The 23968-nt window shown below is 63.9% G+C and carries 25 protein-coding genes; 8 read left to right on the top strand and 17 right to left on the bottom strand.

What is annotated here, in order from left to right:
- Nucleotides 1-130: 130 nt before the first annotated feature.
- On the top strand, nucleotides 131-421 hold the full coding sequence (locus tag ACPW75_RS05405; RefSeq protein ID WP_179101331.1) for a hypothetical protein: 291 nt from the start codon (nucleotides 131-133) through the stop codon (nucleotides 419-421).
- A 74-nt stretch (nucleotides 422-495) separates the two neighbouring features.
- Here ACPW75_RS05405 and ACPW75_RS05400 read toward each other — a convergent pair whose 3' ends face one another.
- Nucleotides 496-684: a hypothetical protein gene (locus tag ACPW75_RS05400; protein WP_011705509.1), complete on the bottom strand. Its 189-nt coding sequence runs from the start codon at nucleotides 682-684 to the stop codon at nucleotides 496-498.
- 282 nt (nucleotides 685-966) lie between these two features.
- Nucleotides 967-2868, bottom strand: a complete 1902-nt coding sequence (speA, locus tag ACPW75_RS05395; protein ID WP_024943754.1) for a biosynthetic arginine decarboxylase — start codon at nucleotides 2866-2868, stop codon at nucleotides 967-969.
- A 27-nt stretch (nucleotides 2869-2895) separates the two neighbouring features.
- Here speA and ACPW75_RS05390 point away from each other — a divergent pair, with 27 nt between their 5' ends.
- The 3 genes from ACPW75_RS05390 (at nucleotide 2896) to ACPW75_RS05380 (ending at nucleotide 7025) form a co-directional block, all read left to right on the top strand.
- Nucleotides 2896-3153: a hypothetical protein gene (locus ACPW75_RS05390; protein ID WP_143238953.1), complete on the top strand. Its 258-nt coding sequence runs from the start codon at nucleotides 2896-2898 to the stop codon at nucleotides 3151-3153.
- Nucleotides 3154-3935: 782 nt separating this feature from the next.
- Nucleotides 3936-5159, top strand: coding sequence for a peptidase T (pepT, locus tag ACPW75_RS05385; protein ID WP_041218310.1), 1224 nt, complete (start codon nucleotides 3936-3938; stop codon nucleotides 5157-5159).
- 141 nt (nucleotides 5160-5300) lie between these two features.
- Nucleotides 5301-7025, top strand: coding sequence for a lysophospholipid acyltransferase family protein (locus ACPW75_RS05380; protein ID WP_077095543.1), 1725 nt, complete (start codon nucleotides 5301-5303; stop codon nucleotides 7023-7025).
- Nucleotides 7026-7087: 62 nt separating this feature from the next.
- On the opposite strand, the gene ACPW75_RS05375 is transcribed toward ACPW75_RS05380, so the two are convergent.
- The 4 genes from ACPW75_RS05375 to ACPW75_RS05360 form a co-directional block, all read right to left on the bottom strand.
- Nucleotides 7088-7399 carry a SelT/SelW/SelH family protein gene (locus tag ACPW75_RS05375; RefSeq protein WP_077095544.1) on the bottom strand — a complete coding sequence of 104 codons (312 nt, stop codon included), beginning with the start codon at nucleotides 7397-7399 and terminating at the stop codon, nucleotides 7088-7090.
- A 37-nt stretch (nucleotides 7400-7436) separates the two neighbouring features.
- Nucleotides 7437-8558, bottom strand: coding sequence for an adenosylhomocysteinase (locus tag ACPW75_RS05370; protein WP_077095545.1), 1122 nt, complete (start codon nucleotides 8556-8558; stop codon nucleotides 7437-7439).
- Between the two features lie 186 nt (nucleotides 8559-8744).
- Nucleotides 8745-9482 (bottom strand): hypothetical protein, encoded by a 738-nt coding sequence (locus tag ACPW75_RS05365; RefSeq protein ID WP_077095546.1) that lies wholly within the window; start codon nucleotides 9480-9482, stop codon nucleotides 8745-8747.
- A complete protein-coding gene (locus ACPW75_RS05360; protein ID WP_011705502.1) occupies nucleotides 9482-10042 on the bottom strand; it encodes a YceI family protein in 561 nt (186 codons plus the stop codon). The genes ACPW75_RS05365 and ACPW75_RS05360 overlap by 1 nt, the downstream gene beginning before the upstream one ends.
- 110 nt (nucleotides 10043-10152) lie before the next feature.
- Here ACPW75_RS05360 and ACPW75_RS05355 point away from each other — a divergent pair, with 110 nt between their 5' ends.
- Entirely contained in the window at nucleotides 10153-11055 is a 903-nt protein-coding gene (locus tag ACPW75_RS05355; RefSeq protein WP_005299405.1) for a LysR family transcriptional regulator, read from the top strand.
- A 23-nt stretch (nucleotides 11056-11078) separates the two neighbouring features.
- On the opposite strand, the gene ACPW75_RS05350 is transcribed toward ACPW75_RS05355, so the two are convergent.
- Complete coding sequence (locus tag ACPW75_RS05350; protein WP_077095547.1) at nucleotides 11079-11495, bottom strand: hypothetical protein; 417 nt, start codon at nucleotides 11493-11495, stop codon at nucleotides 11079-11081.
- A gap of 66 nt (nucleotides 11496-11561) precedes the next feature.
- Here ACPW75_RS05350 and ACPW75_RS05345 point away from each other — a divergent pair, with 66 nt between their 5' ends.
- Nucleotides 11562-13292: a formate--tetrahydrofolate ligase gene (locus ACPW75_RS05345; protein ID WP_077095548.1), complete on the top strand. Its 1731-nt coding sequence runs from the start codon at nucleotides 11562-11564 to the stop codon at nucleotides 13290-13292.
- A gap of 241 nt (nucleotides 13293-13533) precedes the next feature.
- Here ACPW75_RS05345 and ACPW75_RS05340 read toward each other — a convergent pair whose 3' ends face one another.
- Together ACPW75_RS05340 and folE are read right to left on the bottom strand one after the other, a co-directional pair.
- Nucleotides 13534-15189, bottom strand: a complete 1656-nt coding sequence (locus tag ACPW75_RS05340; RefSeq protein WP_077095549.1) for a methyl-accepting chemotaxis protein — start codon at nucleotides 15187-15189, stop codon at nucleotides 13534-13536.
- A gap of 422 nt (nucleotides 15190-15611) precedes the next feature.
- Nucleotides 15612-16268, bottom strand: coding sequence for a GTP cyclohydrolase I FolE (folE, locus tag ACPW75_RS05335; protein ID WP_011705496.1), 657 nt, complete (start codon nucleotides 16266-16268; stop codon nucleotides 15612-15614).
- A gap of 305 nt (nucleotides 16269-16573) precedes the next feature.
- Between folE and moeA the strand changes: the two genes are divergently transcribed.
- Nucleotides 16574-17800, top strand: coding sequence for a molybdopterin molybdotransferase MoeA (gene moeA, locus ACPW75_RS05330; RefSeq protein WP_077095550.1), 1227 nt, complete (start codon nucleotides 16574-16576; stop codon nucleotides 17798-17800).
- Nucleotides 17797-18552, top strand: coding sequence for a molybdopterin-synthase adenylyltransferase MoeB (gene moeB, locus ACPW75_RS05325; RefSeq protein WP_077095551.1), 756 nt, complete (start codon nucleotides 17797-17799; stop codon nucleotides 18550-18552). The genes moeA and moeB overlap by 4 nt, the downstream gene beginning before the upstream one ends.
- 85 nt (nucleotides 18553-18637) lie before the next feature.
- Here the strand turns inward: moeB and ACPW75_RS05320 are convergent, their stop codons facing one another.
- From ACPW75_RS05320 to moaB, 8 genes are all read right to left on the bottom strand, one after another.
- Complete coding sequence (locus tag ACPW75_RS05320) at nucleotides 18638-19414, bottom strand: alpha/beta fold hydrolase (protein WP_016350261.1); 777 nt, start codon at nucleotides 19412-19414, stop codon at nucleotides 18638-18640.
- 64 nt (nucleotides 19415-19478) lie between these two features.
- Nucleotides 19479-20555, bottom strand: coding sequence for a molybdenum ABC transporter ATP-binding protein (modC, locus tag ACPW75_RS05315; protein WP_077095552.1), 1077 nt, complete (start codon nucleotides 20553-20555; stop codon nucleotides 19479-19481).
- Nucleotides 20552-21232 (bottom strand): molybdate ABC transporter permease subunit, encoded by a 681-nt coding sequence (modB, locus tag ACPW75_RS05310; RefSeq protein WP_016350259.1) that lies wholly within the window; start codon nucleotides 21230-21232, stop codon nucleotides 20552-20554. The genes modC and modB overlap by 4 nt, the downstream gene beginning before the upstream one ends.
- A 104-nt stretch (nucleotides 21233-21336) precedes the next feature.
- Nucleotides 21337-22065 (bottom strand): molybdate ABC transporter substrate-binding protein, encoded by a 729-nt coding sequence (modA, locus tag ACPW75_RS05305; RefSeq protein ID WP_077095553.1) that lies wholly within the window; start codon nucleotides 22063-22065, stop codon nucleotides 21337-21339.
- Between the two features lie 103 nt (nucleotides 22066-22168).
- On the bottom strand, nucleotides 22169-22642 hold the full coding sequence (gene moaE, locus ACPW75_RS05300; RefSeq protein WP_077095554.1) for a molybdopterin synthase catalytic subunit MoaE: 474 nt from the start codon (nucleotides 22640-22642) through the stop codon (nucleotides 22169-22171).
- A gap of 2 nt (nucleotides 22643-22644) precedes the next feature.
- Nucleotides 22645-22890, bottom strand: a complete 246-nt coding sequence (moaD, locus tag ACPW75_RS05295) for a molybdopterin synthase sulfur carrier subunit (protein WP_077095555.1) — start codon at nucleotides 22888-22890, stop codon at nucleotides 22645-22647.
- A complete protein-coding gene (gene moaC / locus ACPW75_RS05290; protein ID WP_011705487.1) occupies nucleotides 22887-23411 on the bottom strand; it encodes a cyclic pyranopterin monophosphate synthase MoaC in 525 nt (174 codons plus the stop codon). Before moaC ends, moaD begins: the two co-directional genes overlap by 4 nt.
- Nucleotides 23412-23420: 9 nt before the next feature.
- Nucleotides 23421-23927 (bottom strand): molybdenum cofactor biosynthesis protein B, encoded by a 507-nt coding sequence (moaB, locus tag ACPW75_RS05285; protein ID WP_077095556.1) that lies wholly within the window; start codon nucleotides 23925-23927, stop codon nucleotides 23421-23423.
- Nucleotides 23928-23968 lie beyond the last annotated feature (41 nt).

Below are 23968 nucleotides of genomic sequence, written 5' to 3'. Positions count from 1 at the left end.
AGATTCGAACGTTACCTTTATTGCCTGCAACAGGCCCGGGGATCAGTTCGACGCCCGAGAAACAGTTCGACGAAAGTTCGGCGAGAGGAAGCTCGCATCACGACACACAAGTTCAGGCGAGGTATCGCAAATGGCGAAGTACCAGTTTTTCTCTATCCCGGCCTCCAACCGGCAGCAGTACACCTTTATCGACATGGCCTCCCCCACCTTCCTGCCCGAGAAAGAGGCGCTGCTGGCGCAGGGGTTCGAGGTGGAAGAGGATTTCATCGACGCGGCCAACCCGCGCGAGGCGGTGGAGAAGTATCGCTCCCACTTCCTCTATGTGGCCGATGAGATAGGCAAGTCGGACGCCGGTTACGCCGCGGCCATCGCCGTGCAGGCGCTCGGCAAGACACTGCTGGGGCAAAACCGAGACAATTGAGCAGATAAATGAAGCGCGGCCAGCGGCAAGCTGCCGATGGCCGCAGGCAATGCTGGCAATGCTGGCAATGTAGTTCAGCAGCGGGCGAGCTGGCGGAGCATCTCGATAAGTTCCTCCTCGCTGCTGGGCTCATAAGCCAGCTGCAGGCTCGGCGCGGCGCCCCCCATCAGCATGTAGACGTGGGTGCTGCAGTGATCGTAGTGATACCACTTACCGTCGATACAGACGTCGGTATAGCATCTCGGGTCCCTTTCAAGTTCCATACGCACATCCTTTTGTTACATCCCTTCAACATCACTCTGACCGTAAGATAACCCGGCCGCTGCAAACTTGATGCAGATCAAGGGAAGCGACGGCCGACGCGGATATCTGCCGGATCTGCGGCCCATGGGGCCCAACACCGACATCTATCAGCCGCACTCAACCCAAGATGCACCCCGCCGGCGCCTGCTGCGGATCATGCGCAACAAAAACGGCGCCCGCAGGCGCCGTTTTTTTATGCCCGCACCACGTGGTCTCGCGGGGCGGGTGAACAAGCCTTGGGCTTATTCGTCTTCCAGGTAGGCGTAGCCTTGCAGACCCAGCTCCAGCTCGTCGAGCAGGGCCTTGCGGGTCGCGTCGTCCAGCGCCGGGTGGGAGACGATGCGCTGGTAGTTCTCGCGGATGACGGACGGGTCGATGTTGACGTAACGCAGCAGCTGGTCGACGGTGTCGCCGCGCACCACGTTGCGAATGTCCATCTTGCCTTCGTCATCGAGCCACACTTCCGCGCAGTGGGTGTCACCGAACAGGTTGTGCAGATCCCCCAGGATCTCCTGATAGGCACCGACCAGGAAGAAGCCGACGTGGCACTCTTCGTTCTCGCCATACACCGGCATCGGCAGGGTGCTCTCGACCCCCAGACCGTCAACGTAGTGCTCGACCTGACCGTCGGAGTCACAGGTGATGTCCATCAGGATGCCGCGGCGGGTGAGCGGACGCTCGAGACCGGCCAGCGGCATCACCGGGAACACCTGACCGATACCCCAGGCATCCGGCAGGGACTGGAACAGGGAGAAGTTGGCAAAGCACTTGTCCGCCAGTTTCTCGGAGAGCTCGTCCGCCAGCGCACGGTGGTTGCGGTTGACCGGGTTGAGCAGCTCTTTGAGCGCCAGACAGGTGTTCTGGTGCAACATCTCGGCCCAGGCGCGTTGCTCCAGGTTGAGCAAGCCCATGGTGTACTGGGTATTGACGTCACCCAGGTCAGCCACCGAGTCGTGGAAGATCTCCAGCAGGGAGGGATCTTCGCTGCGCAGGTCCAGCCAGCCTTTCCACATGTTCTGCAGAATGGTGGGCGCATCGTCGTCCGGTGCGCTGATGTCGTTCATCTCCACCCCTTCGGCACCAATGATGTTGGTAACCAGCACGGCGTGGTGAGCGGTCAGGGCACGGCCGGACTCGCTGATGATGGTCGGGTGCGGCAGGTCGAACTCGCGGCAGACATCGCCGATGCCCCACACCACGTTGTTGGCGTACTCGGAGAGGCTGTAGTTGGCGGAGCAGTGGCTCTGGGAACGGGTTCCCTCGTAATCCACCCCCAGGCCGCCACCCACGTCAACCACTTCGATGTTGGCACCGAGGCGACGCAGTTCGGCGTAGAAACGGCCGCACTCGCGGATGCCGCCCTGGATGTCGCGGATGTTGGCGATCTGGGAACCCAGGTGGAAGTGCAGCAGTTGCAGGCAGTCCAGCTTGCCCAGCCCGCGCAGACGCTCGATCAGCGCCAGGATCTGGGAGGCGGACAGACCGAATTTGGACATGGAGCCGCCGCTCGATTCCCACATGCCGGAGCCGGTGGAAGCGAGCTTGGCACGCACCCCGATGTTGGGCTTGATGTTGAGACGAGCTGACTCGTCCAGCACCATTTCCAGCTCGGAGGGCTTCTCCACCACGATGTAGACCTTGTGGCCCATCAGGTTGCCCAAGAGGGCGTGGCGGATATATTCGCGGTCTTTGTAACCGTTGCAGACGATCACCGAGCCTTGCTCATGGTGATGGGACAGCACGGCCAGCAGTTCCGGTTTGGAACCAGCTTCCAGGCCAAGCCGGGGCTTGTCGCTGTAGGACTGGCTGATGGTCTCGATGACGCGACGCTGCTGGTTTACCTTGATCGGGTAAACACACAGGTAGTCCCCTTCATAGCCTGACTTCTCAATGGCCTGACCGAAGGCGTTGAACAGCGCATCGACCCGACTCTTGAGGATGTCGGGGAAACGCAGCAGTACCGGAGTGGTCAGCCCGGATTGACGCAACTGTTCGATGGCGTCGGAGAGCACGATCTGTGCATCAGGGCGTGATTTGTCGGGAGCGACGGTCACATGACCGGCGTCATTGATGTTGAAAAAACCCGCACCCCAGTAGGGAACGTTGTAGACCTTCAAGGAGTCCTTGCTGGACCAGTTAGTCATGGGCTATGCCTCGCAAATGAGCGGCCGGTGGCCGCCTTCGTTACCCTCAATCACATCCAGACCATCGATGACAAGGTGCGGCGCGCCGAGGCGGCCTGCCGGCTCGGGAAGGGCGACTCCTGCAACCTGCGCGCACTACGCGGCGGGTTGACTCAGGCCCTTCCGTCACATCCCTTGCACATCGCGGCAAGCCTAGGCTGCCTGGTGGATCTTGGGGAAGTAACGAGTCTTGATGTGGGGCTGGTGGCTTTACATCAAGCTCAACGGTATGCGGTGCTGCGCTAACAGCGCCGCGGTACTTTGATGACGGACAGCATCAGCCACGCGGTCCGTTCATCATTCGGCAGCCATTACGACAGCAAGGGAAGGTTTCAAGGAAGAGAAGCGAAGGCGTCAGCACGCGTGCGTGTTGATAGACGACAACAACCACAGCCAGCTCAGCACCAGTGACCGCCCATGACAAGGGAAGATGATGAGCCGTTGGCTCACTCGGTCAGCTGGACATTGAGTGTCCGTTGTTCTCCCTGATACCGGAGCCTAACCGGTATTAAAGAAACCATACCCTAGCAGTGTCTGTCGTTGCTGCGTGCCTCGCCCTATAGGCGTCTGATCTTCCGGGAGTCTGGCGGCCTCTGCCTGCTCAGGGTTACCCTTGGATCGGCGCGGAGTGTACACACTTACCGCCAGCGGTGACAATAAAAAATAGTGTTCAAAAACTGCTTTTAATAAGGCGATCAAATCTTGCTGCCAGCAGGCCTGGCAAGCGGGGGAAGAAGTCCGTCCACCCCCTCTTTTCCACCCTGAAAATAACGCCGGTTTGCGCCATCCGTTGTCGCCCCCGACCCCCTCAGCGCTGAGCGCCTGCCGAGCCACATCACAAGCCGCTTAAAAATGTCAGCAATTGGATATTTTATGCTGTGCTTGATATCAACAACCACAGCCTGAACCACCTTACACGTTTACAGCCAGATCTTCGCCAAAAAATGCGGCAAAAACTGCGCTGACGCAAAAAGCCGCGCCGCCAGATTGGCCACAATGGCCCCTCCCCACCGGTACGAGGCTTGCCAATGGATACCTTGCTTGAGCGTTTTCTGCGTTACGTGACTTTTCATACCCGCTCCGATGCGACCAATCCCGCCTGTCCCAGCAGCGAGGGACAGCTCGTCTTCGCCCGCGCCCTGTGCGACGAGATGCAGCAGATGGGACTGAGCCGGGTCACCCTGGACCAATACGGCTACCTCACCGCCTGCCTGCCGGGCAACCAGCCGGACGCGCCGGCCATCGGCCTCATCGCCCACATGGATACCGCCGACTACGAGGCGGCGCACGTGGTGCCCCAGATCATCGAAAACTATCAGGGCGGCGACATCTGTCTGGGCAAGGGGGACGAGGTGCTGGCCATTCGCGATTACCGCTTCCTGAAAAACTACCTGGGGCAGGATCTTATCACCACCGACGGCAGCACCCTGCTGGGGGCCGACGACAAGGCGGGCATCGCCGAGATCCTCACCGCCATCGACCACCTGCTGGCCCACCCCGAGATCCCCCGTGGCGATGTCTGGGTCGGTTTTACCCCGGACGAGGAGATAGGCCGCGGTGCCGACCGCTTCCCGCTGGACCGCTTCCCGGCCAAGTGGGCCTATACGGTAGACGGCGGCGAGCTGGGTGAGCTCGAATACGAGAACTTCAACGCCGCCGGTGCCACCGTGCGTTTTATCGGCAACAACGTGCACCCCGGCACCGCCAAGGGCAGCATGATCAACAGCCAGACTCTGGCCGCCCGCTTCCACGCCGCCATGCCTGCCGAGCAGACCCCGGAGGCGACCGACGGCTATCAGGGCTTCTTCCACCTGGCCCAGATGAACGGCACAGTGGAAGAGACCAGCCTGCACTACATCATCCGCGACTTCGACGACGAGGGCTTCGCCGCCCGCAAGGCCCAGCTCAAGGAGCGGGTCGCCTCGCTGCAGCTGGAGGCCCCCAGGGCGCGCATCGAGCTCACCCTGACCGACAGCTATCGCAACATGCGCAGCCAGATCGAGCCGCACATGCACATCGTCGAGCTGGCCAAGGCCGCCATGCAGGCCGCCGACGTCACCCCGAGGATCAAACCCATTCGCGGCGGTACCGACGGCGCACGGCTCTCCTTTATGGGGCTGCCCTGCCCCAACCTGTTTACCGGCGGCCACAACTTCCACGGCAAGCACGAGTTCATCCCGCTGCAGTCCATGGAGAAAGCGGTCACCACCTTGGTGGAGCTGGTGCGCCTGACTTCGGCCTGGCGCGGCTAAACCGGCCATCGTCACCGCCATGACCAAAGAGGGGAGCCGGTTAACCGGCGCCCCTCTTTGCCATCAAACTGTCATGCCGCTGCCATGGGGCGGGAACAGAAGGGCGTCACGCTAGGGCAACGACTCATCGGAGCCCAGCCCATGTTCAGTGTCGATGCCCTGCTACAACAACACCTGCCCCGCCTCTCGGCCCACGGTCTGCTGCGCCCCCTGCTCCGGCAGGGGCTGCGCTGGCTGCTGCACGAGCAGGCGTTTCAACGCTTCGCCACGAGCCATCCCCACCTGCGCGGACTCGACTTCGTCGAGCAGGCGCTGACCGAGCTCGACTTCGACTACCGGGTGAGCGAGGCCCAGCTCGAGCACATTCCGGCCAGCGGCCGGGTCATCATCGTCGCCAACCACCCCATCGGCTCCCTCGACGGGCTGGCCCTGCTGCGCCTGCTCGGCCGCATCCGGCCGGACGTCAAGATAGTGGCCAATCAGCTGCTGGCCCAGCTGACGCCGCTGCGCCCCCTGCTGCTGCCGGTGGACAACCTGGGCGGCAAGACCGACCGGCGCGCCATTCTGGCGATGGGGGAACACCTGGCGAGCGAAGGGGCGCTGGTGATCTTTCCCGCCGGCGAGGTGTCGCGCCTCGGCCCCAAGGGGGTCAAGGACGGCCCCTGGCAGGCGGGCTTCATCAAGCTGGCCCAGCGCACCCGCACCCCGCTGGTGCCCATACACCTGGACGGGAGCAATGGTCTCTCCTTCTATCTCGCCGCCTGGCTCCACAACGACTGGGCGGGGCTGTTGCTGGTCAAGCAGCTGTTTCGCCAGCAAGGGAAACGCCTCGGCGTCACCATCGGTGCCCGCATCCCGGCCAGCGGAGTGCAGGAGCTGCCCGCCAAGAGCGCGGCCCGGCTGGTGCGCAGCCACCTCTACCGAGTCGGGCGCGGCAAGCGGGGGTTGCTGACCACCGAGGCCCCCATCGCCCTGCCGGAGGAGCGCCGTCAGCTCAAGCAGGCCATCGACGCCTGCGAGGCGCTCGGCCATACCCCGGATGGCCAGGGGATCTACCTCTACCGGCGCCACGAGCTGAGCCATTCGGTGATCCTGCGCGAACTAGGGCGCCTGCGGGAAATCGCCTTTCGGGCGGTGGGGGAAGGCTCCGGCAGGCGGCGGGATCTCGATGCCTTCGACGATGACTACCACCACCTGATCCTCTGGGATCCGGCCCGGCTCGAGATCATCGGCGCCTACCGTTTCGCGCCGGTGGCCGAACTGCTGACCAGCAAGGGGCTCGGCGGCCTCTACAGCCACACCCTGTTCGGCTTTGAAGAGAAATTGCTGCCCAGGCTGGCACTGGCCATCGAGCTTGGCCGCAGCTTCATCCAGCCCGCCTATTGGGGCAAGCGGGGGCTCGATTACCTCTGGTTCGGCATCGGCGCCTATCTGGCCCGCTATCCCCGCTACCGCTACCTGTTCGGCCCGGTGTCGCTCTCCGGCAGCCTGCCGGCGGCGGCCAAGGATCTGCTGGTGAGCTTCTATCGCCAGTACTTTGCCCCCGAGCTCGCGCTCGCCCCGTCGCGCCGCCCCTACCCCGCCACGCCGCCGCTGTTTGCCGGGCTGGATTACGGCGCCGATCTGCGGGAGCTCAAGGCCCGCCTCGACAACCTGGGTTGTGCCATCCCTACCCTCTACAAGCAGTACTCCGAGCTGTGCGAGCCGGGCGGCGTGCAGTTCATGGATTTTGGCATCGACCCCAACTTCAACCACTGCATCGACGGCCTGGTGTGGGTGGATGTGAGCCGCCTCAAGCCCCACAAGCGGGCCCGCTATATCGGCCTTCCCGCCGAAGATGAGCCGTGTACAGCTGACGACCATTGAGCGAACGCCACAACGAGAGAGGGAGGCCTGTGCCTCCCTCTCTTTGTCATTGATGCTGTGGCCTACTCGGCGGCCGGCTTGCGATCGGCGTGGCCGAGATCGCGCTCGGGGGCGATGACATCGCGCACCCGCTGCTTGATCTCCTTGGCCTCGGGGAAGCCATCGTCGGCCACCCGATCCCACACCAGCACCCCGTCCACCAGGATGCGGAACTCCCCCTTGCTGGCCGGCACCAGCGCCACCTCCCCCAGATCGCTGTCGAAGGTGGAGAGCAGCTCCTGGGCCAGCCAGGCGGCGCGCAGCATCCAGCGACAGAGGGTGCAGTAGCGGATCTCGATGCGGGGTTTGGGGGGGGGCAGCGTCGTGTCGCTCATGTCGTCACTCCATCAATGGCGGCTAAGAAAAAGGCACTCACTGGGCGACCCCGTGGAAGTCGGCCAGCCAGTGGCGGGCAATGGTGCGCATGGTCGATTGCGGCAGGTCGAACAGACCGGGGGCCAGCGGCTGCAACGCCAGCTGACGCACCCCTTCGATGATCTCCGCCAGCACCAGATAGACATATTCGCCGATGACGGCGCCGTGGACGAAGTTGACCGCCTCGCCCCGGTTTAGCAGGAAGATGGTGCTGCCATCGGGGCGGGTCAGTGCCAGCACGTGGGGGCACACCTCCTCGCTCGGCCAGGGCAGCTGGGCGAGGCAGAACGCAAACTCGTCGTCCGCCGAGGTGACCGAGGCGACCATGGTGCCGGGGCGCAGCTGCTGCAGATCCGCCAAGTCCAGCGCGCCGTTGCCGGTGGAGCAGATCACCAGCTCGGCCCGACCGAGGGCTTCGGCCTTGCCCACCAGCTTGAAGCCGTGGGAGAGCGCCTCCACCTGGCGCAACACGTCGGTCTCCACCAGCTCCAGATGCAGGTTGCGGCACCTGAGTTCACGGGCGATGCTGCGGCCCACCTTGCCGTAGCCGAACAGGGCGGCCTGGCAGACATTGAAGGTGCGGTTGAGGGTGCGGGCCAGGGATTCGGCGGAGTAGACCACGCTCAGGCCAATCTGGATATCCTCGGCCTGCTTGAGGGGGCTGCGCGCCACCGAGATGACCGGGGTGGCCAGCATCTCCTGCTCGTAGCGCTGATGGCCGTTTTCGGTCATCTCCACCACCCCGAGGAAACGGGGGCCGAAATACTCGCTGAGGGTGACCTGGGTTCTGGCGAAATAGCCCCCGATATCGAGGATGATCAGCCGCTCATGGGGCGCCACCAGCGGGGCTATGTGCTCGATCACCCCCTGCGGGGTGTTGGTCCACTGGCGATTGAGGGGCAGTACCGGATAGTGTTGCTGGGCCCAGGTCAGGGTCGGTCCATGCACTGACTTGGGTTTGGGCAGGATGGCGCCGATCCGCCCGATCTGATCGAGGGCCTGGATAAACTGGGGGCGATCGGGAAGCAGATGGGTAACCAGCAGGATGCAGAGCCCGTCGAGACGTCCCTGCTCGGTGAAATGGCGAAAAAACAGATGCTCAGATCCTTGACTGCGCAACTGTGGCCTCCTTAGCGCGCCGCAAACAAGCAGGCAAACAGAACCCGGTCAGACCGGGTTCTGTGTGTGTCCAGATAATTGAAAATCCTTTTTATCTGAAAGCACTATGGGGCTCAATCTTTATCTGTGCAGACTATGACGAAGTCGGCAACTTTCGGGTTAATTGTCTGTTTTTTATGCTAAAAATCAGTACAACGAGGCTTCCGGCCACACCTTCCAGAGGCTGAGTCCGGCTCCTGCGCCCGCCAGCAGGATCAACATGGCCCAGCGCTGGATCCAGGGCTTGCTGCGCAAGGCCCACTCCAGCAGGGGCAGCAGCCAGACCGGCAGCAACACCAGCAGCGGTACTTCCACGTATTGCCAGGCGAGCATCTGCACAAAGGCCAGCGCCAACCCGAGCGCCGCGGGCGCCACCTGGCTGCCGGCAAAGGCCCCGAGCAGAGCGCGGAAACCGGCGAAAGCCGCCAGCGCGCCGGCCAGCTGGGCAATCAGCAGGCTGCCGTCGATGCCGATCACCAGCGCCAGCCAGATGAAGCCGAGGGCAAAGCCGAGCCCCTCGCGGCTGTCACCGCGCAGCCCGGTCCATCCCAGCCAGGCGATGGCAGGCAGCAACGCCAGCCAGATGGCAGGCTCGCTCGCCAGCACCGAGGCCAGCCCCTGCCACCACACCAGCGCCCCCAGAGCGGCAAACAGCGCAAGCGCGGCCCGCTGGTCGGCCAGCTGCGCCGCCAGGGCGGGCACCAGCAGGGTCAGCGGCAGCCACTGCCACGCTTTGACCGGCAGCCCGTAGGCACCGCCCAGCAGGCAGCCCACCAACCAGAGCGCCAGGGCGCCCCACAGATACCCCAGCCGCGGCCAGCGCCACGACAGCAAAGCGGCTCCCAAAGGAGCCGCCAGGGTTTGCAGCAGGAGTGCCGCGCCCATTACTTGCGCACGCCTTCGACGAACAGATTGATGCTCATCTCGTCGGGGATGTTCGGCACCATGTAGTTCACGCCAAAGTCGCTGCGCTTGATGGTGGTGGTGGCGTTGAAGCCGCTGCGGTAGCCACCCCAGGGATCCTTGCCTTCACCGATGTGGACCAGATCGAAGGCCACTTCCTTGGAGACGCCGTGCAGGGTCAGGGTACCTTTCAGTACGCCCTTATCCTTGGTGCCCTCGTAGCCGGAGCTGACGAAGGTCATCTTGGGGAACTGCTTCACGTCGAGGAAATCGGGGCTGCGCAGGTGTTTGTCGCGCGGCTCGTGGTTGGAGTCCACGCTGGCGGCATCGATCTCGAAGCTCGCCTTGGCCGCCGCCGGGTTGGCGTCGTCCATGCTGAAGGTGCCGCTGAAGGTATTGAAACGGCCCACCAGTTCGGAGAAGCCGAGGTGACCCACCTTGAACTGCACCGTGGTGTGCGCCGCATCGACGTCGTAATCGGCTGCCATCAGGGGAGCCGCCATAAACAGGCAGGAGGCCAGCAGGGCCTTGGTCATTTTCATCCGTTCGTTCCTTCATATTGGGGGTTCACAACAACAGCCAAGATGCTAACCTCCATATCGGAATAGATAATCAACGATTTATTAAAATAATTATCAACTGAGAGTGAAAGATGGACCAGATAGCCGCCATGCGCACCTTCATCAAGGTGGTGGAGTGTCAAAGTTTTACCAAGGCCGCCAACCAGCTCGGCATCTCGGTCGCCATGACCTCCAAGCTGATGCAGCAGCTGGAGGAGTCGCTCTCCACCCGGCTGCTGTCGCGCACCACCCGTCAGGTCAACCCCACCGAGGCAGGCCAGTTCTACTACCAGCGCTCCCAGGCGCTGCTGGCGGAGCTCGAAGAGACCCACAGCCAGCTGACCCGTAACAACCAGCAGCCCCAGGGCACCCTCAAGCTGTCGGTGCCGATGGATTTCGGCTACCTGCACCTCTCCCCCGCCCTGCCGTTGTTTCGTGAACGCTACCCGGACCTGAAGCTGGAGATAGAGTACAGCGACCGACGAGTGGCGCTGGTGGAAGAGGGGTTCGATCTGGCGCTGCGCATCGGCAACCTGCCGGACTCCTCCCTGGTAGCCAAGCCGCTGGCCATGATGCGACTGGAGGTATGTGCCAGCCCGGCCTATCTGGCCCGTCGGGGCACGCCAAACACCCCGGAGGATCTCAAACAGCACGACTGCCTGCTCTACACCCTGACCCAGCCGGACTGGGTGTTCAAACGAGATGGCGAGCAGCTGAGCGTGCGCCCGCAGGGGCCGCTGCGTGCCAACAACGGGGTGGCCCTGACCCGGGCGGCCTGTGACGACCAGGGCATCATATTGCAGCCCACCTTCATCGTCGGCGATGCACTGCGCTCCGGCGCCCTGGTGTCACTGCTGCCGGAATGGGAGAAGGGGCAGGTGGGGCTCTATGCCCTCTATCCGCACCGCCGTTTCGTCTCGGCCAAGGTGCGCTGTTTCATCGAATTCGTGCAGGAGCGTTATCTCGCCCCCCACTACTGGGATCGCAAGGCTTAAGTTTTGCCGCGGTGACAGAATGGCTATGAGGCGACGCTATCGGCAGGCAGCGGCAGCTCGGCCACCAGCAGCAGGTCGTGCAGGCTCAGCTGCCAGCGCGGCAGGCGCTGGCGCAGGGTCGCCAACTGCGCCTCGTCAAAGGCATAGGGCAGGGTGATGTGCAGGCAGTGGCAGTCGAGCATGCCGGCCAGCTGCAGGGTCAGGATGAGATTGGCTTCGTCGGTCTTGTGCTTGTTGATGCGCTTGCCCAGTTCATGGCGAAAGTGGGTCTCGGGATCCTGGGTCATCGCCTGCCAACCATAACCAAACAGCGGAATGAAGGCGCTGACGACCCCCAGCGCGGTCAACGGCTGTTTGGGCGGGTGATAGAGGGTGTTGAGATCCAGCTCGATGGGCGTTAGATGCAGCTCACGATTGCCGGACAAAATATTATTACTCATTGGATAACCCTGTTGATTCCACTAGACTGCGCCGCATATTTGACCTGACATGCCAACGAGGTGCTGATGCTAAGCGATATCGAGATCTCCCGCCAGTCCCCCCGTCTCCCCATTCACGCGCTGGCCGAGCGCCTCGCCATCCCTTCGCACCAGCTCCATCCTTACGGTCACTACAAGGGCAAACTCAGCCTCGAGCTGCTCAAGTCTCTCCCCAAACCGGCGGGCAAGCTGGTGCTGGTGAGCGCCATCACCCCCACCCCGCTTGGCGAGGGCAAGACGGTGACCACCCTCGGCCTCTCCATGGGGCTCAACCATATCGGCCAGCCCAGCATCGCCACCATCCGCCAGCCGAGCCTGGGCCCGGTGTTCGGGGTCAAGGGGGGCGCCGCCGGTGGCGGTCATGCCCAGGTGGTGCCGATGGAGGAGATGAACCTGCACCTCACCGGTGACTTTCACGCCCTCACCGCTGCCCACAACCTGGCGGCGGCGGCCCTCGATGCCCGCCTGTTCCATGAGCGCAAGCTCGGCGACCAGTTCAGCGCCAGAACCGGCCTGCAGCGGCTCGATATCGATGCAGACAACATCCTCTGGCCGCGCACCCTCGACATGAACGACCGCGCCCTGCGTCACCTCACGATTGGACAAGGGGGCGCCGCCGATGGCGTCGAGCGCCAGGATCGCTTCGTCATCACCGCCGCCTCCGAGCTGATGGCCATTCTGGCGCTGGCGAGCGATCTGAAAGACCTGCGCCAGCGCATCGGCCGCATCCAGCTGGCCCGCGACTTGAGCGGCAAGCCCATCACCGCCGAGCAGCTGGAAGTGGCGGGCGCCATGACGGTGCTGCTCAAAGAGGCCCTGCAGCCGACCCTGATGCAGACCACCGAGCAGACCCCGGTGCTGGTGCACGCCGGCCCCTTTGCCAACATCGCCCACGGCAACTCCTCGGTGATCGCCGATCGCATGGCCCTCGGCCTCACCGATTACGTGGTGACCGAGGCGGGCTTTGGCTCCGATATGGGGCTGGAGAAGTTCTTCAACATCAAGCACCGCCAGTCCGGCATCGCGCCGGCCTGCGTGGTGCTGGTGGCGACGGTGCGCGGCCTCAAGGCCAACAGCGGCCTGCTCGATATCCGCCCGGGTCAGCCGCTGCCCGAGAGCCTGCTGGGGGAAGACTTGCCCACCCTTGAGCAGGGCTGTGCCAACCTCGGCTGGCACATCGCCAATGCCCGCCGCTACGGGGTGCCGGTGGTGGTCGCCATCAACCGCTTCCCCACCGACAGCGAGGCCGAGCTGGCCTTGCTGGCCCGCGCGGCGCTGCAGGCCGGCGCTTGTGGCAGCGCCATCTCCAGCGCCTTTGCCCAGGGCGGGGCCGGTGCCAGCGAGCTGGCCCAGGCGGTGGTGGCCGCCTGTGAGCAGCCAGGCAAAGTCAAACTGCTCTACCCCAACGAGGCGAGCCTGGACGCCAAGCTGGCAACCCTGGTGGAGTGCGGTTATGGCGGGCGCGGCGTGCAGCTTTCCGACAAAGCGCGCCGGCAGCTGGCACAACTCTCTGCCGAGGGGTGGGATCACTTGCCGGTCTGTGTGGCCAAGACGCCGCTCTCCATCAGCCATGATCCGGCCCTCAAGGGGGTGCCGACGGACTTCGAGGTGCCCATCGAGGAGGTGAAGCTGTGCGCCGGTGCCGGCTTCGTCTATGCCCTGGCGGGCCCCATCATGACCATGCCGGGTCTTGGCAGCCTGCCGGCCTACCGTCATATCGATATCGACGATAACGGCGAAATAGTCGGCCTGAGCTGATGGTTGATGGTGAGTGGCAGCTGCCGGCCAAGCCACCGCCTCGACAGCCTGCCACCGGTTACCGTCATATCGATATCGACGATAACGGCAATATCCTCGGCCTGAGCTAAATGGTCGGATAAAGGGTCTGGCGCCGACCGATGGCGCTGCGCTCATCGACCCTGCGATCAGCAAACCTGCCAAAACAACAAGGCCCCGCCGATTGGCGGGGCCTTCTGTTATCTGTGACCAAGGGTCAGCCTTAGAGGCTAAAACGCTGGGTCATATGGTGCAGCGTATTGGCCAGCTTGCTCAGCTCCACACAGGCCTGGGCGGTCTGCTGAGCCCCCAGGGCGTTCTCGTCGGCCGCATTGTGGATATTGACGATGCTGCGGTTGAGCTCCTCGGTCACCGCGTTCTGCTCCTCGGTGGCGGTGGCGATCAGGGTGTTCATGTCGGTGATCTGGGTGACGGCACCGTTGATGGTGTCGATGCTGCTGCCCGCTTCCCGGGCCAGCCCCACGCTCTCCTGCATCTGCTGGCGACTCAGCTGCATGGCGCTGCCCGCCTCGGCGGTACGCTCCTGCAACACCTCGATCATCTTGCTGATCTCGGCGGTGGAGTTCTGGGTGCGCTGGGCCAGGGAGCGCACCTCGTCGGCAACGACCGCAAAGCCGCGGCCCTGCTCACCAGCACGGGCCGCCTCGATGGCCGCGTTGAGCGCCAGCAGGTTGGTCTGCTCGGCGATACCGCGAATGACGTCCAGCACCATGCTGATGTTGTTGCTGTCCTGCTCCAGCTGCTGCACCACGGCGCCCGCCTGCTCAATCTTGACCGACACCTCCTCGATGCTGCTGATGGCGCTGCGCACCACCTGATTACCCTGGGTCGAGGTACGGGAGGCATCCTTGGCGGCACTCATGGCGTCCGTGGTGTTGCGGGCCACCTCGTTGACGGTGGACTGCATCTCGTTCATGGCGGTGGCGACCTGGGAAACCTCGCTCTGCTGGCGAGCCATGCCGGTGGCGGATTGCTCGGAGATGGCGCTCACCTCCTCCACCGCGCTGCTGAGCTGGCTCACCGAGCCGGCGATCTCACTCACCAGATCCGCGAGCGAACCCTGCATGCGATCGATGGCGGCGCCGAGCTGACCCAGCTCGTCACGCTTGAAGCGACTGCCGCGGATCCACTCCTGCAGTTCGCCCTTGCCCAGATCACCGCTCGCGATGCGCTGCGCCTGACGGGCCAGCATCACCAAGGGATCGCGGATCTGGCGGGTCAGCACGGTGGACAGCACGCCCGCCAGCCCCAGTCCCAGCAGCAGGGCGATGATGATGCTCAACTTGGCGCTGTCAAACGCCTCCACCACCTGGGCACGGGAGTTGACGGAGTAGCCGTGGTTGATGCGGATCAGATCCGCCACCGACTTGGCCAGATTGGTATAGAGGGTGACGCCCTCGCTCATGAACAACTGCTGGGCCTCGGCCAGCTGGCCGCCATCCTGCATCAGCCGCACCCGCTGGTGTAGGGCGACGTACTTGTCCCAGTCCTGCTTGACGATATCAAAGGTGCGACGCTCCTCCACATCCTCTGCCCAGATGGTGGCATCGTGGGCTTTGACCTGCCGGGCAACCTCTTGCAGGCTCTGCTCGCTGAGATCCCGATAGTGGGTTCGCTGCTGCGGGTCGGCCGCCACCAGAAACACATCCAGTTCATAGCGGCGCAGAGTGTTGATGGTCTCACCCAGGGTGCTGGTGCGCACCACGGCGGGCAGTATGCTGTCGGTAAAGCCGATGGCCGCCCGGTTCATGTTGCCGAACTGCAGCAACGAGAAGCCACCGATGAAGGCCATCATCAGGCCGAGCACGGCAAAACCGGCGGTGAGTTTCTTGCCAATGGTCATGGTACTGGTATTCATGGCATGTCCTGGATATGAGTGAACAGATAACGCTCGTCTGGACCGTAGCGATACGATCCGCGGTCACCGCCTCCATGGCGGCTCATCCAGCCTTGATGAATCTATGTCCTTGCATGAACGAGGCGAACAGTTTTGCCAAAGTGCCGATCTGCCCAACAGCCGAGCCCAAGCCGCAATGGCACATGGCAGGGAAACGGCAGCAAGACCCCGGTCGAGAGAACCGCCGGAACAGGCACCTTGCCGGCTTGCCTGCACTCCCAAAGAGCGCACCCAAGCCATGAAAAGGTATATCGACCGGGTCTGCCAATCCCTTGAGGAAAATCGTCGGGTGACTGTCTGGCAGCCAGCGGGCGGTCAAGGGAAGAAAAAAGGGAGGGAAAAGCGAGGAGACATGCCGCAGCGGCGGCACGTCTCCAGGCAGATCAGCGCTTCAGGCCGGCCAGGAATTCGGCGCGGGTATCGGGCTGGGTCTTGAACACCCCACCGAGGGAGGTGGTGGTGGTGTAGGAGGTGGAGTCCATCACGCCGCGCGCCTTCACGCAGAAGTGGGTCGCCTTGATGCTGATGGCCACATCCTTGGTGCCGAGCAGGGTCTGCAGCGCCAGCAGGATCTGCTGGGTCAGCCGCTCCTGCACCTGGGGACGGCGGGCAAAGAACTGCACGATGCGGTTGATCTTGGAGAGCCCGATCACCTTGCCACGGGGGATGTAGGCCACATGGGCCAGCCCGTCGATGGTGACGAAGTGGTGCTCGCAGGTGCTGGTGAGGCTGATGTCCCGCACCATGATCATCTCGTCCACCTTCATCTTGTTCTCGATCACCGTCACCTTGGGGAAGGTGGCGTAATCGAGGCCGGAGAAGATCTCGTTGACGTACATCTTGGCGATGCGGTGCGGCGTCTCCGCCAGACTGTCATCGGCCAGATCCAGCCCCAGCGTCTCCATGATGGCGCGCATGTGGCCCTCGATCTTCTCCCGCTTCTGCTGACCGTCCAGTGCATTGGCCACCAGAGGTGTTTCGAGGCCCTCGGCCTCGAGGGCGGCCCTGACCAACAGGGCTTCCCGACTTAAGCTCGTCATCTTGTTCCTCTCCCACGCTCAGGGACTGTGATGGCCGCCTTGTCTATGACGGCATTCTGTTTTGGCGCAATAGTAAACGGCGATTATTGTCATTATTCAAGCTAACTCAAGCCCGTTCCCTGACTTTATGCCAATCCGGCGAATTTTACCCCGCCGGCGCTCCCCATACGGGGGTGCCCTTTCGCTCCGGTCGCTGTCTATCTGTGCAGCCAGTCGGTTTTATCCCGCAGCAACCTGCCCATCCAGCTGGATTTTTGGGATAATCCGCCCTCTACTCCCCCTCCATCACACAATGAGGTCATGACATGGGATTTGATACCAGCGGACTACTCCCCCTGAGCGACGCCCTGCAGGGCATGCTGGCACAGCTTGATGGCTGCTGCGACAGCGAACAGCTGCCCCTGCCAGAGGCCCTTGGCCGGGTACTCGCCATGGATATCGCCTCCCCTCTCTCCGTGCCCCCGTTCGACAACTCCGCCATGGATGGTTACGCGGTGCGGCTGGCGGATCTCGCCGCCGGCGCCCCCCTCATCATGGCGGGCAAGGCCTTTGCCGGGCAGCCCTATCAGGGTGAGTGGCCCGCCGGCCACTGCGTGCGCATCATGACCGGCGCCCCGGTGCCGGCCGGAACGGATGCGGTAGTGATGCAGGAAGAAACGCAGGCCGACGGCGACAGGATCACCTTTTTGACCACGCCGGTGCCCGGCCAGAACATTCGCCGCCGCGGCGAAGACATCTGCGAGGGCGCCAGCGTGCTCGCTGCCGGTACTCGCCTCACCGCCCGGGAGATGCCGCTGCTGGCCTCCCTCGGCATTGCCAGCGTACCGGTACGTCGGCCGCTCAAAGTGGCCATCTTCAGTACCGGTGACGAGCTCAAGCCGGTCGGCACCCCGCTCGCCCACGGCGACATCTATGACTCCAACCGTTACGGGGTCAAGGCCATGCTGGATCGCATGGGTTGCGATTGCCTCGACCTTGGCATCATCCCGGACGATCCGGCCCAGCTGCGCGCCGCCTTTCTGAAGGCCGATCGCGAGGCCGACGCCCTCATCACCACCGGCGGCGTCTCGGTGGGGGAAGCGGACTTCACCAAACAGCTGCTGGAGGAGCTCGGCGAAATCGGCTTCTGGAAGCTGGCCATCAAGCCGGGCAAGCCGTTTGCCTTCGGTCGCCTGCCCCACGCCTGGTTCTTCGGCCTGCCGGGCAACCCGGTCTCCGCTATGGTCACCTTCGATCAGCTGGTGCAACCGGCGCTGGCCAAGCTGGCGGGCCAACGCTTCGAGCGCCCGCTTCAACTGCCAGCCATTGCTGCAGAGCCGCTCAAGAAGGCGCCGGGCCGGCTCGACTTCCAGCGCGGCATCCTGACTCAGGGGCCAAACGGCCTGGAGGTGCGCAGCACCGGCTCGCAAGACTCCGCCGTGTTCAGCTCCCTGTCGCGCGCCAACTGCTACATCGTTCTTGAGCGCGAGCGGGGCCGCGTCGCGGCAGGCGAGACGGTCACCGTCGAACCGTTCGGGGGATTGCTGCTGTGAGCGAGATCCTGAGCGATGCCGAGCTCTTGCGCTACAACCGCCAGATCATCCTCAAATCCTTCGACTTCGAGGGGCAGGAGGCGCTCAAGCAGGCCAGGGTGCTGGTGATCGGCGCCGGCGGCCTTGGCTGCGCTGCCAGCCAGTATCTGGCGGTGGCCGGGGTCGGCCAGCTCACCCTGGTCGATTTCGATCGGGTGGAGCTCTCCAACCTGCAGCGCCAGGTGCTGCACACCGATGAGCGCATCGGCCACTACAAGGTGGACTCCGCCGCCCAGTCCCTGCACGCGCTCAACCCCTGGCTCAAGGTGGAGACTCACGCCTCTGTTGCCGACGAGGCGCTGCTCGATGCCCTGCTACCCAGCCATCAGCTGGTGCTCGACTGTACCGACAACCTGACCATCCGCAATCTGCTCAACCAATACGCGCGCAAGCACAGGGTGCCGCTGGTCAGCGGCGCCGCCATCCGGCTGGAGGGGCAGCTGTGCAGCTTCACCTGGCAGGAGGGGGAACCCTGCTACGCCTGTCTCAGCGCCCTGTTCGGCGAGCAGGCGCTCACCTGCGTCGAGGCGGGGGTGCTGGCTCCTGTGGTGGGACTGGTGGGCAGTCTGCAAGCGCTCGAAGCCATCAAGCTCTTGGCGGGGATGGGCCGCAGTTACAGCGGCCGCTTGCTGATGATCGACGGCCTTGGCGGCACCTTTCGCGAAATGAAGCTGCCCAAACGCCCCGACTGCCCGGTCTGCTCGCACGGGTGAATCACCCCAGCGAGCCTTTGCACCAACAAAAAAGCCGCCCCATGAGGTCGGCTTTTTTTATCTGTCACTGTTCTCCACCACATCATCAATGGGTAGAGAGGATCCGCTGCAACAGATGATTGAAGCCGGAGGGATCTTCCGCCGGCCAGGCATGGTGGCCGTTGGGGGTGTGGATGGTGGCGTTGGGCAGGGAGGCAAACTGCTCCACCCGTTTGGCCAGCGGCAGATAGTCGTGACTGGTGGAGATGATGGCCACCGGCTGCCAGATGTTGCCGAGCCGGGCGCGCACCGACCAGCCGGGCAGCGCCTCCAGCAGCGCCTTGTAGGTTTTCTTCTTGTTGCGCACGAAACGCAGCCGGAAGGTGTGACGCACCTGCGCAAGGTCGGGGCCGGGAAAGAGCTCGCGGCCAAGCCACCAGGCGAGCGGCCGCAGGCCGAACCAGCGCAGCCACTTGAGGCGCTGGGCAAAGCGCTCCTGCTCTTTTGGCGTCTCCAGCAAAAATTCGCTGAAGCCGTTGACCAGCACCAGCCCCTGCACCTTGTGGGGCAGTTGCAACGCCAGCTCCAGCGCCACCATTGCCCCGAGCGACAACCCCACCACCCAGGCGGGCTCAGGCTGTTCGTCCAGCCAGTTCACCACGTCCGCCGCCAGGGTCGCCACGTCGAACGGCCCCTCCTGCATGCTCTGGCCGTGACCACGCAGATCCAGCGCCACCACCCGGTAGTGCTCGGAAAAGCGTTCGATCTGCGCCTGCCAGTCGAGGCTGGAGGAACCCAGCCCGTGCAGCAGCAACAACAAGGGGCCCTCCCCCGCGCTGCGCAGGGCAAGACCGTTGGATTTCATCACCTGATTGCGGCGCATCAGTTCATTGCCTCTCGACTCATCCGCTGAACCATCCTGATTTTCTGCCTCTTCTACAATCCGCTCAACCTTCGCTGACCAGGCTCACCGCCTTGATGTAGGCGTAGATCTGCTGGTTCGGGGCGAGCGCCAGCCGTCTGGCGGAGCGGCTGGTGATCCGGGCCAGCAGTATCTGCTGACCCAGCGCCAACTGCAACAGGGTCTGGCCGGGACGCACTTCGCGTTCGGCCAGCAATCGGGTAGTGAGACAGTTGGAGAGGCTGGAGTGTTCGATGGGGGCGGTGGCAATCACCACGTCCCGCCCGGCCACCTTGATCTGCAGGGGGCCGCCATCATCCGGCACCTGGGTCATGGTGACCCGCAACTGCTGCTCGCCGAGCTGCAGGGTCGCCATCTGCTCGTCGTCATCGTAGTGAGAGAGGGTCGCCGCCAGCATCACCCCGGCATCGTCACGACTGGCGAGCGACAGATCGGTGCGGGCGAAGATCTCGCTCGGCCGGCCTTGTGCCTCCACCCGGCCATCCGCCAGCAGCACCAGCTGATCGCACAGCAGGCTCACCTCCTCCATGGCGTGGCTGACGAAGATCATCGGGATACCGCTCTCCTGCTGCAAGCCCTTGAGCACGTGGGCCTGATGGATGCGGCTGCGCCTGTCCAGCGCAGAAAAAGGTTCATCCAGCAGCAGCAGATCAGGCTCGGCCAACAGAGCCCGGGCCAGCGCCACCCGCTGGCGCTGGCCGCCGGAGAGGCCGTGGGCCGGCTGGGGCAGCAGTTCGGCAAAGCCGAGCCGCGCCGCCAGCACTTCGGGCTGCCAGCGCCCTCGCCCCTTGCGAGCCGCCAGTTGCAGGTTGCCGAGCACGCTCAGATGGGGGAAGAGACGCGAATCCTGAAACACCAGCCCGATGCGGCGCGCCTCGGGCAGCAGATCGCTCAGCGCCCTGCCCTGCCAGTTGAGCTTGTCACCCGGCGCCCTGTCCAGCCCGGCGATGATGCGCAGCAGGCTGCTCTTGCCGCAGCCGGAGGGGCCGAACAGAGCGAGGATGCCCCCCAGCTCCAGGGCCAGTTCACAGTCGAGGGTAAAGGCGCCAAACGCCCGCTTCGCCTTGAGCAGCAAAGGTTGCGCCTTGCGGGTGTCGCTCATCCGAACAGCCTCCGTTGCCGGCGCTGCAGCACCCCGTACACCAGCACCAGCATCACCAGCGAGAAGCCCATCAGGCCACCCGCCAGCAGGTGGGCATTTTGATAGTCCATCGTCTCCACGTGATCAAACAGGGCGATGGAGAGCACCTGGGTCTCGCCGGGGATGTTGCCGCCAATCATCAGCACCACCCCGAACTCTCCCAGGGTGTGGGCAAAACCGAGCGCCGCCGCCATCACGAAGCTGGGCAGCGTCATCGGCAAGATGATGTGAAAGAAGCGCTCCACCGGCCCGAGCCCCAGGGTGGCGGCGGCCTCCAGCTCCTTGTTGCCCATGTTGACGAAGGCGGAGGTGAGCGGCTGCACCACGAAAGGGAGCGAGTAGAGGATGGAGGCCAGCAGCAGGCCGGTAAAACTGAACGCGAGCGGTGCCCCGAAGGTGTCGCGCCACCAGGCACCCAGCCCATAGGAGGGGGAGAAAGCCAGCAGCAGATAGAAACCGAGCACCGTTGGCGGCAGCACCAGCGGCAGCGCCACCAGGGCCTCCACCACGGGTCTGAGCCTGTGCTGGCTGCGCGACAGCCACCAGGCCAACGGGGGCGAGAGCAGCAGCAGGATGGCGGTGGTGCTGGCTGCCAGTCTCAGGGTGAGCCAGACCGCCAGCAGATCCCCTTCACTCATCGCCTTCCTCCCGGATAGATGCGGACAACCATGGAGAGAGTGTCTTCATCGCACAGGCGGGCCGACCCGAAGGCCAGCCCGCCGTTAGCAGATCTGCCATGCCATTACTTCGGCAGCGCATAACCCGCCGCCTTGATCTGTGCCTGACCCGGCCCCTTGAGCCAGGCCACCAGCGCCTCGACCGCCGCCCCTTTCTTCAATACCAGCCCCTGCTGTTCGATGGGCGGATAGAAGTCGGCCGGCACGGCCCAGGCTTCACCGGTCTTGCCCGCTTCCACCAGATTGGCCCAGGCGACGAAGCCCAGCTCGGCGTTGCCGGTGTCGACGAACTGCCAGGTCTGGCCGATGTTGGTACCGGTCAGCAGGCGGTACTGCTTGGGATCGATCTTGAGATGATCGAGGGTCGCCATGGCGGCGGTGCCGTAGGGAGCGGTTTTCGGGTTGGCGATGGCAAGGTTGCCCTTCCAGCTGCGCAGGGTTGCCTCGTCAGGAGCAGGCCCCCCCTTCTGCCACAGACCCAGCTGGCCGATGGCGTAGGTGAAACGCTCGCTGCCCTTGCCCTCCTGCTCCAGCTTCTGCGGGGTTTTCACGTCGGCGGAGAGGAAGAGATCGAACGGCGCGCCGTGGCTGATCTGGGTGTAGAGCACCCCGGTCGCGGCGGAGGAGATGGCCAGGGTGTGGCCGGTCTTGGCGGTGAACTCCTTGCCGATGCGCTCTATGGTGCCCTTGAAGTTGGCGGCCACGGCCACCTTGACCTCATCGGCCTGCACGGCACCTGCCTGCAGCGCACTGGCGCAGACCCCGGCGATAACAACGGATAACAGCGGTTTCATTCCTTTACCTCCTGACTGGGGCCGCTTTTATGTATCCCCAGCCAAGGGGGCGGCCCCGAAAACAGGGGCCGCGGCTCCCGATGAGCCAGCCCCCTTGAACAGGTCAAGCTTGCCAGCGGGCGGCGGCAGTGTTGTCGCTATCCTTGGCCTCGACCCAGCGTTGTACCCCTTCGGCGGTCAGCTCTTTCTTCCAGAACGGCGCCCGGGTTTTCAAGAAATCCATGATGAAGTGGCAGGCTTCGAAGGCCGCCTCGCGGTGGGCACTGCTCACCACCACCAGCACGATCTGATCGCCGAGCAGCAGCTCGCCGATGCGGTGGATCAGGGTGCACTCCTGCAGCGGCCAGCGGCTGCGAGCCTCGGCCACTATGTCCGTCAGCGCCTTCTCGGTCATGCCGGGATAGTGCTCGAGGGCCAGCCCTTTCACCTGCTCCCCCTGATTGAAGTCGCGCACCTTGCCGACAAAGCTGACCACGGCGCCGGTATCCTGCCGGGCGGCGAGGCGGGCATATTCGTCGGCCAGCGAGAAGTCATCCCGCTGTACCAGAATGCGATCGGTCATGGTTGCCTCGCTCATCCTTAACCTCCGGTCACCGGCGGGAAGAAGGCGACCTCATCGCCATCATGGAGAGGCGTATCCAGCGGCACCAGGGTCTGGTTGACCGCCACCAGCAGCTTGCCCGCCTCCAGCGCCAGCGCCCACTTGTCGCCGCGCTCGCTCAAGGCGCTTCGCAACTGCTCGGCACTCGCGTAGTCGCACGGCAGGCTCAGCTCGTCGCAGGCCACCAGCTCTTTTACCTGGGCAAAAAAGAGTACCTTGATCATGCTTGCTCTCCGTCAGTCACTCCCAGCTGAAAATGGCCGGACTTGCCGCCCTTTTTCTCCACCAGCCGCACCTGTTCGATCACCATGTCCTTTTGCACCGCCTTGCACATGTCGTAGATGGTCAGCGCCGCCACCGAGGCGGCGGTCAGTGCCTCCATCTCGACCCCGGTCTTGCCGGCCAGCTTGCAGAGGGTGCGAATGTGGACCCTATTTTGCTCCGCCTGGGGTTCTATCTCTACCTCCACCCGGGTAAGGGCCAGCGGATGGCAGAGGGGAATGAGATCCGAAGTCTTCTTGGCCGCCATGATGCCGGCGATGCGGGCGGTGGCAAACACGTCCCCCTTGTGGTGCTGACCGCTCAGGATCAGGGCCAGGGTAGCGGGGGCCATGGTGACAAATGCCTCGGCGCGAGCCTCACGCTCGGTCACCTGCTTGTCGGTCACATCCACCATGTGAGCTTCGCCGCTCTGGTTGAGATGGGTCAGATTGGGCTGAGTCTGCTTGGGTTCGGTCGGGTTCATCAAAGGCCCTCAAAGATGGGAGACAAAGTTGCACGGCTTGGTGCGGGCGTCGAGCTGGTCCTGGACAAGCTTCTCCCATCCCAGCTGGCAGGCGCCGGGGGAGCCCGGCAGACAGCAGATCAGGGTGCGATTGGCCAGCCCGGCCAGCGCGCGGCTCTGCATGGCGGAGCCCTTGATTTCGGCAAAGGAGAGCTGGCGGAACAGTTCACCAAAGCCCTGCACGGTGCGCTCGAACAGCACACCGACCGCCTCCGGCACCCGGTTTTGTTCGTTGAAGCCGGTGCCACCGTTGATGAGCACCACTTGCACCCCTTCATCGGCGATCCAGTCGCTCACCTGAGCGCGAATGCGAAACAGATTGTCGGGGCAGAGCGCCCGGTCGGCCAACACGTGGCCGGCATCGGTCAGGGCAGAAACCAGATAGTCGCCCGCGCTGTCATCGGCGACGGTACGGCTGTCGGAGACCGTCAACACGGCGATCTTGAGGGGAATGAATGCGTTGTTTTTCTGTCCCATGGGCAGCTCCTGATGGCAAAGGACCGTAAGCAAAGAGAAGA

Source organism: Aeromonas sp. FL131 (assembly GCF_049860615.1).
GTDB lineage: Bacteria > Pseudomonadota > Gammaproteobacteria > Enterobacterales > Aeromonadaceae > Aeromonas > Aeromonas hydrophila.
The sequence above is the reverse complement of the archived record's forward strand: the minus strand, read 5'-3'. Positions and strand labels throughout refer to the sequence as shown.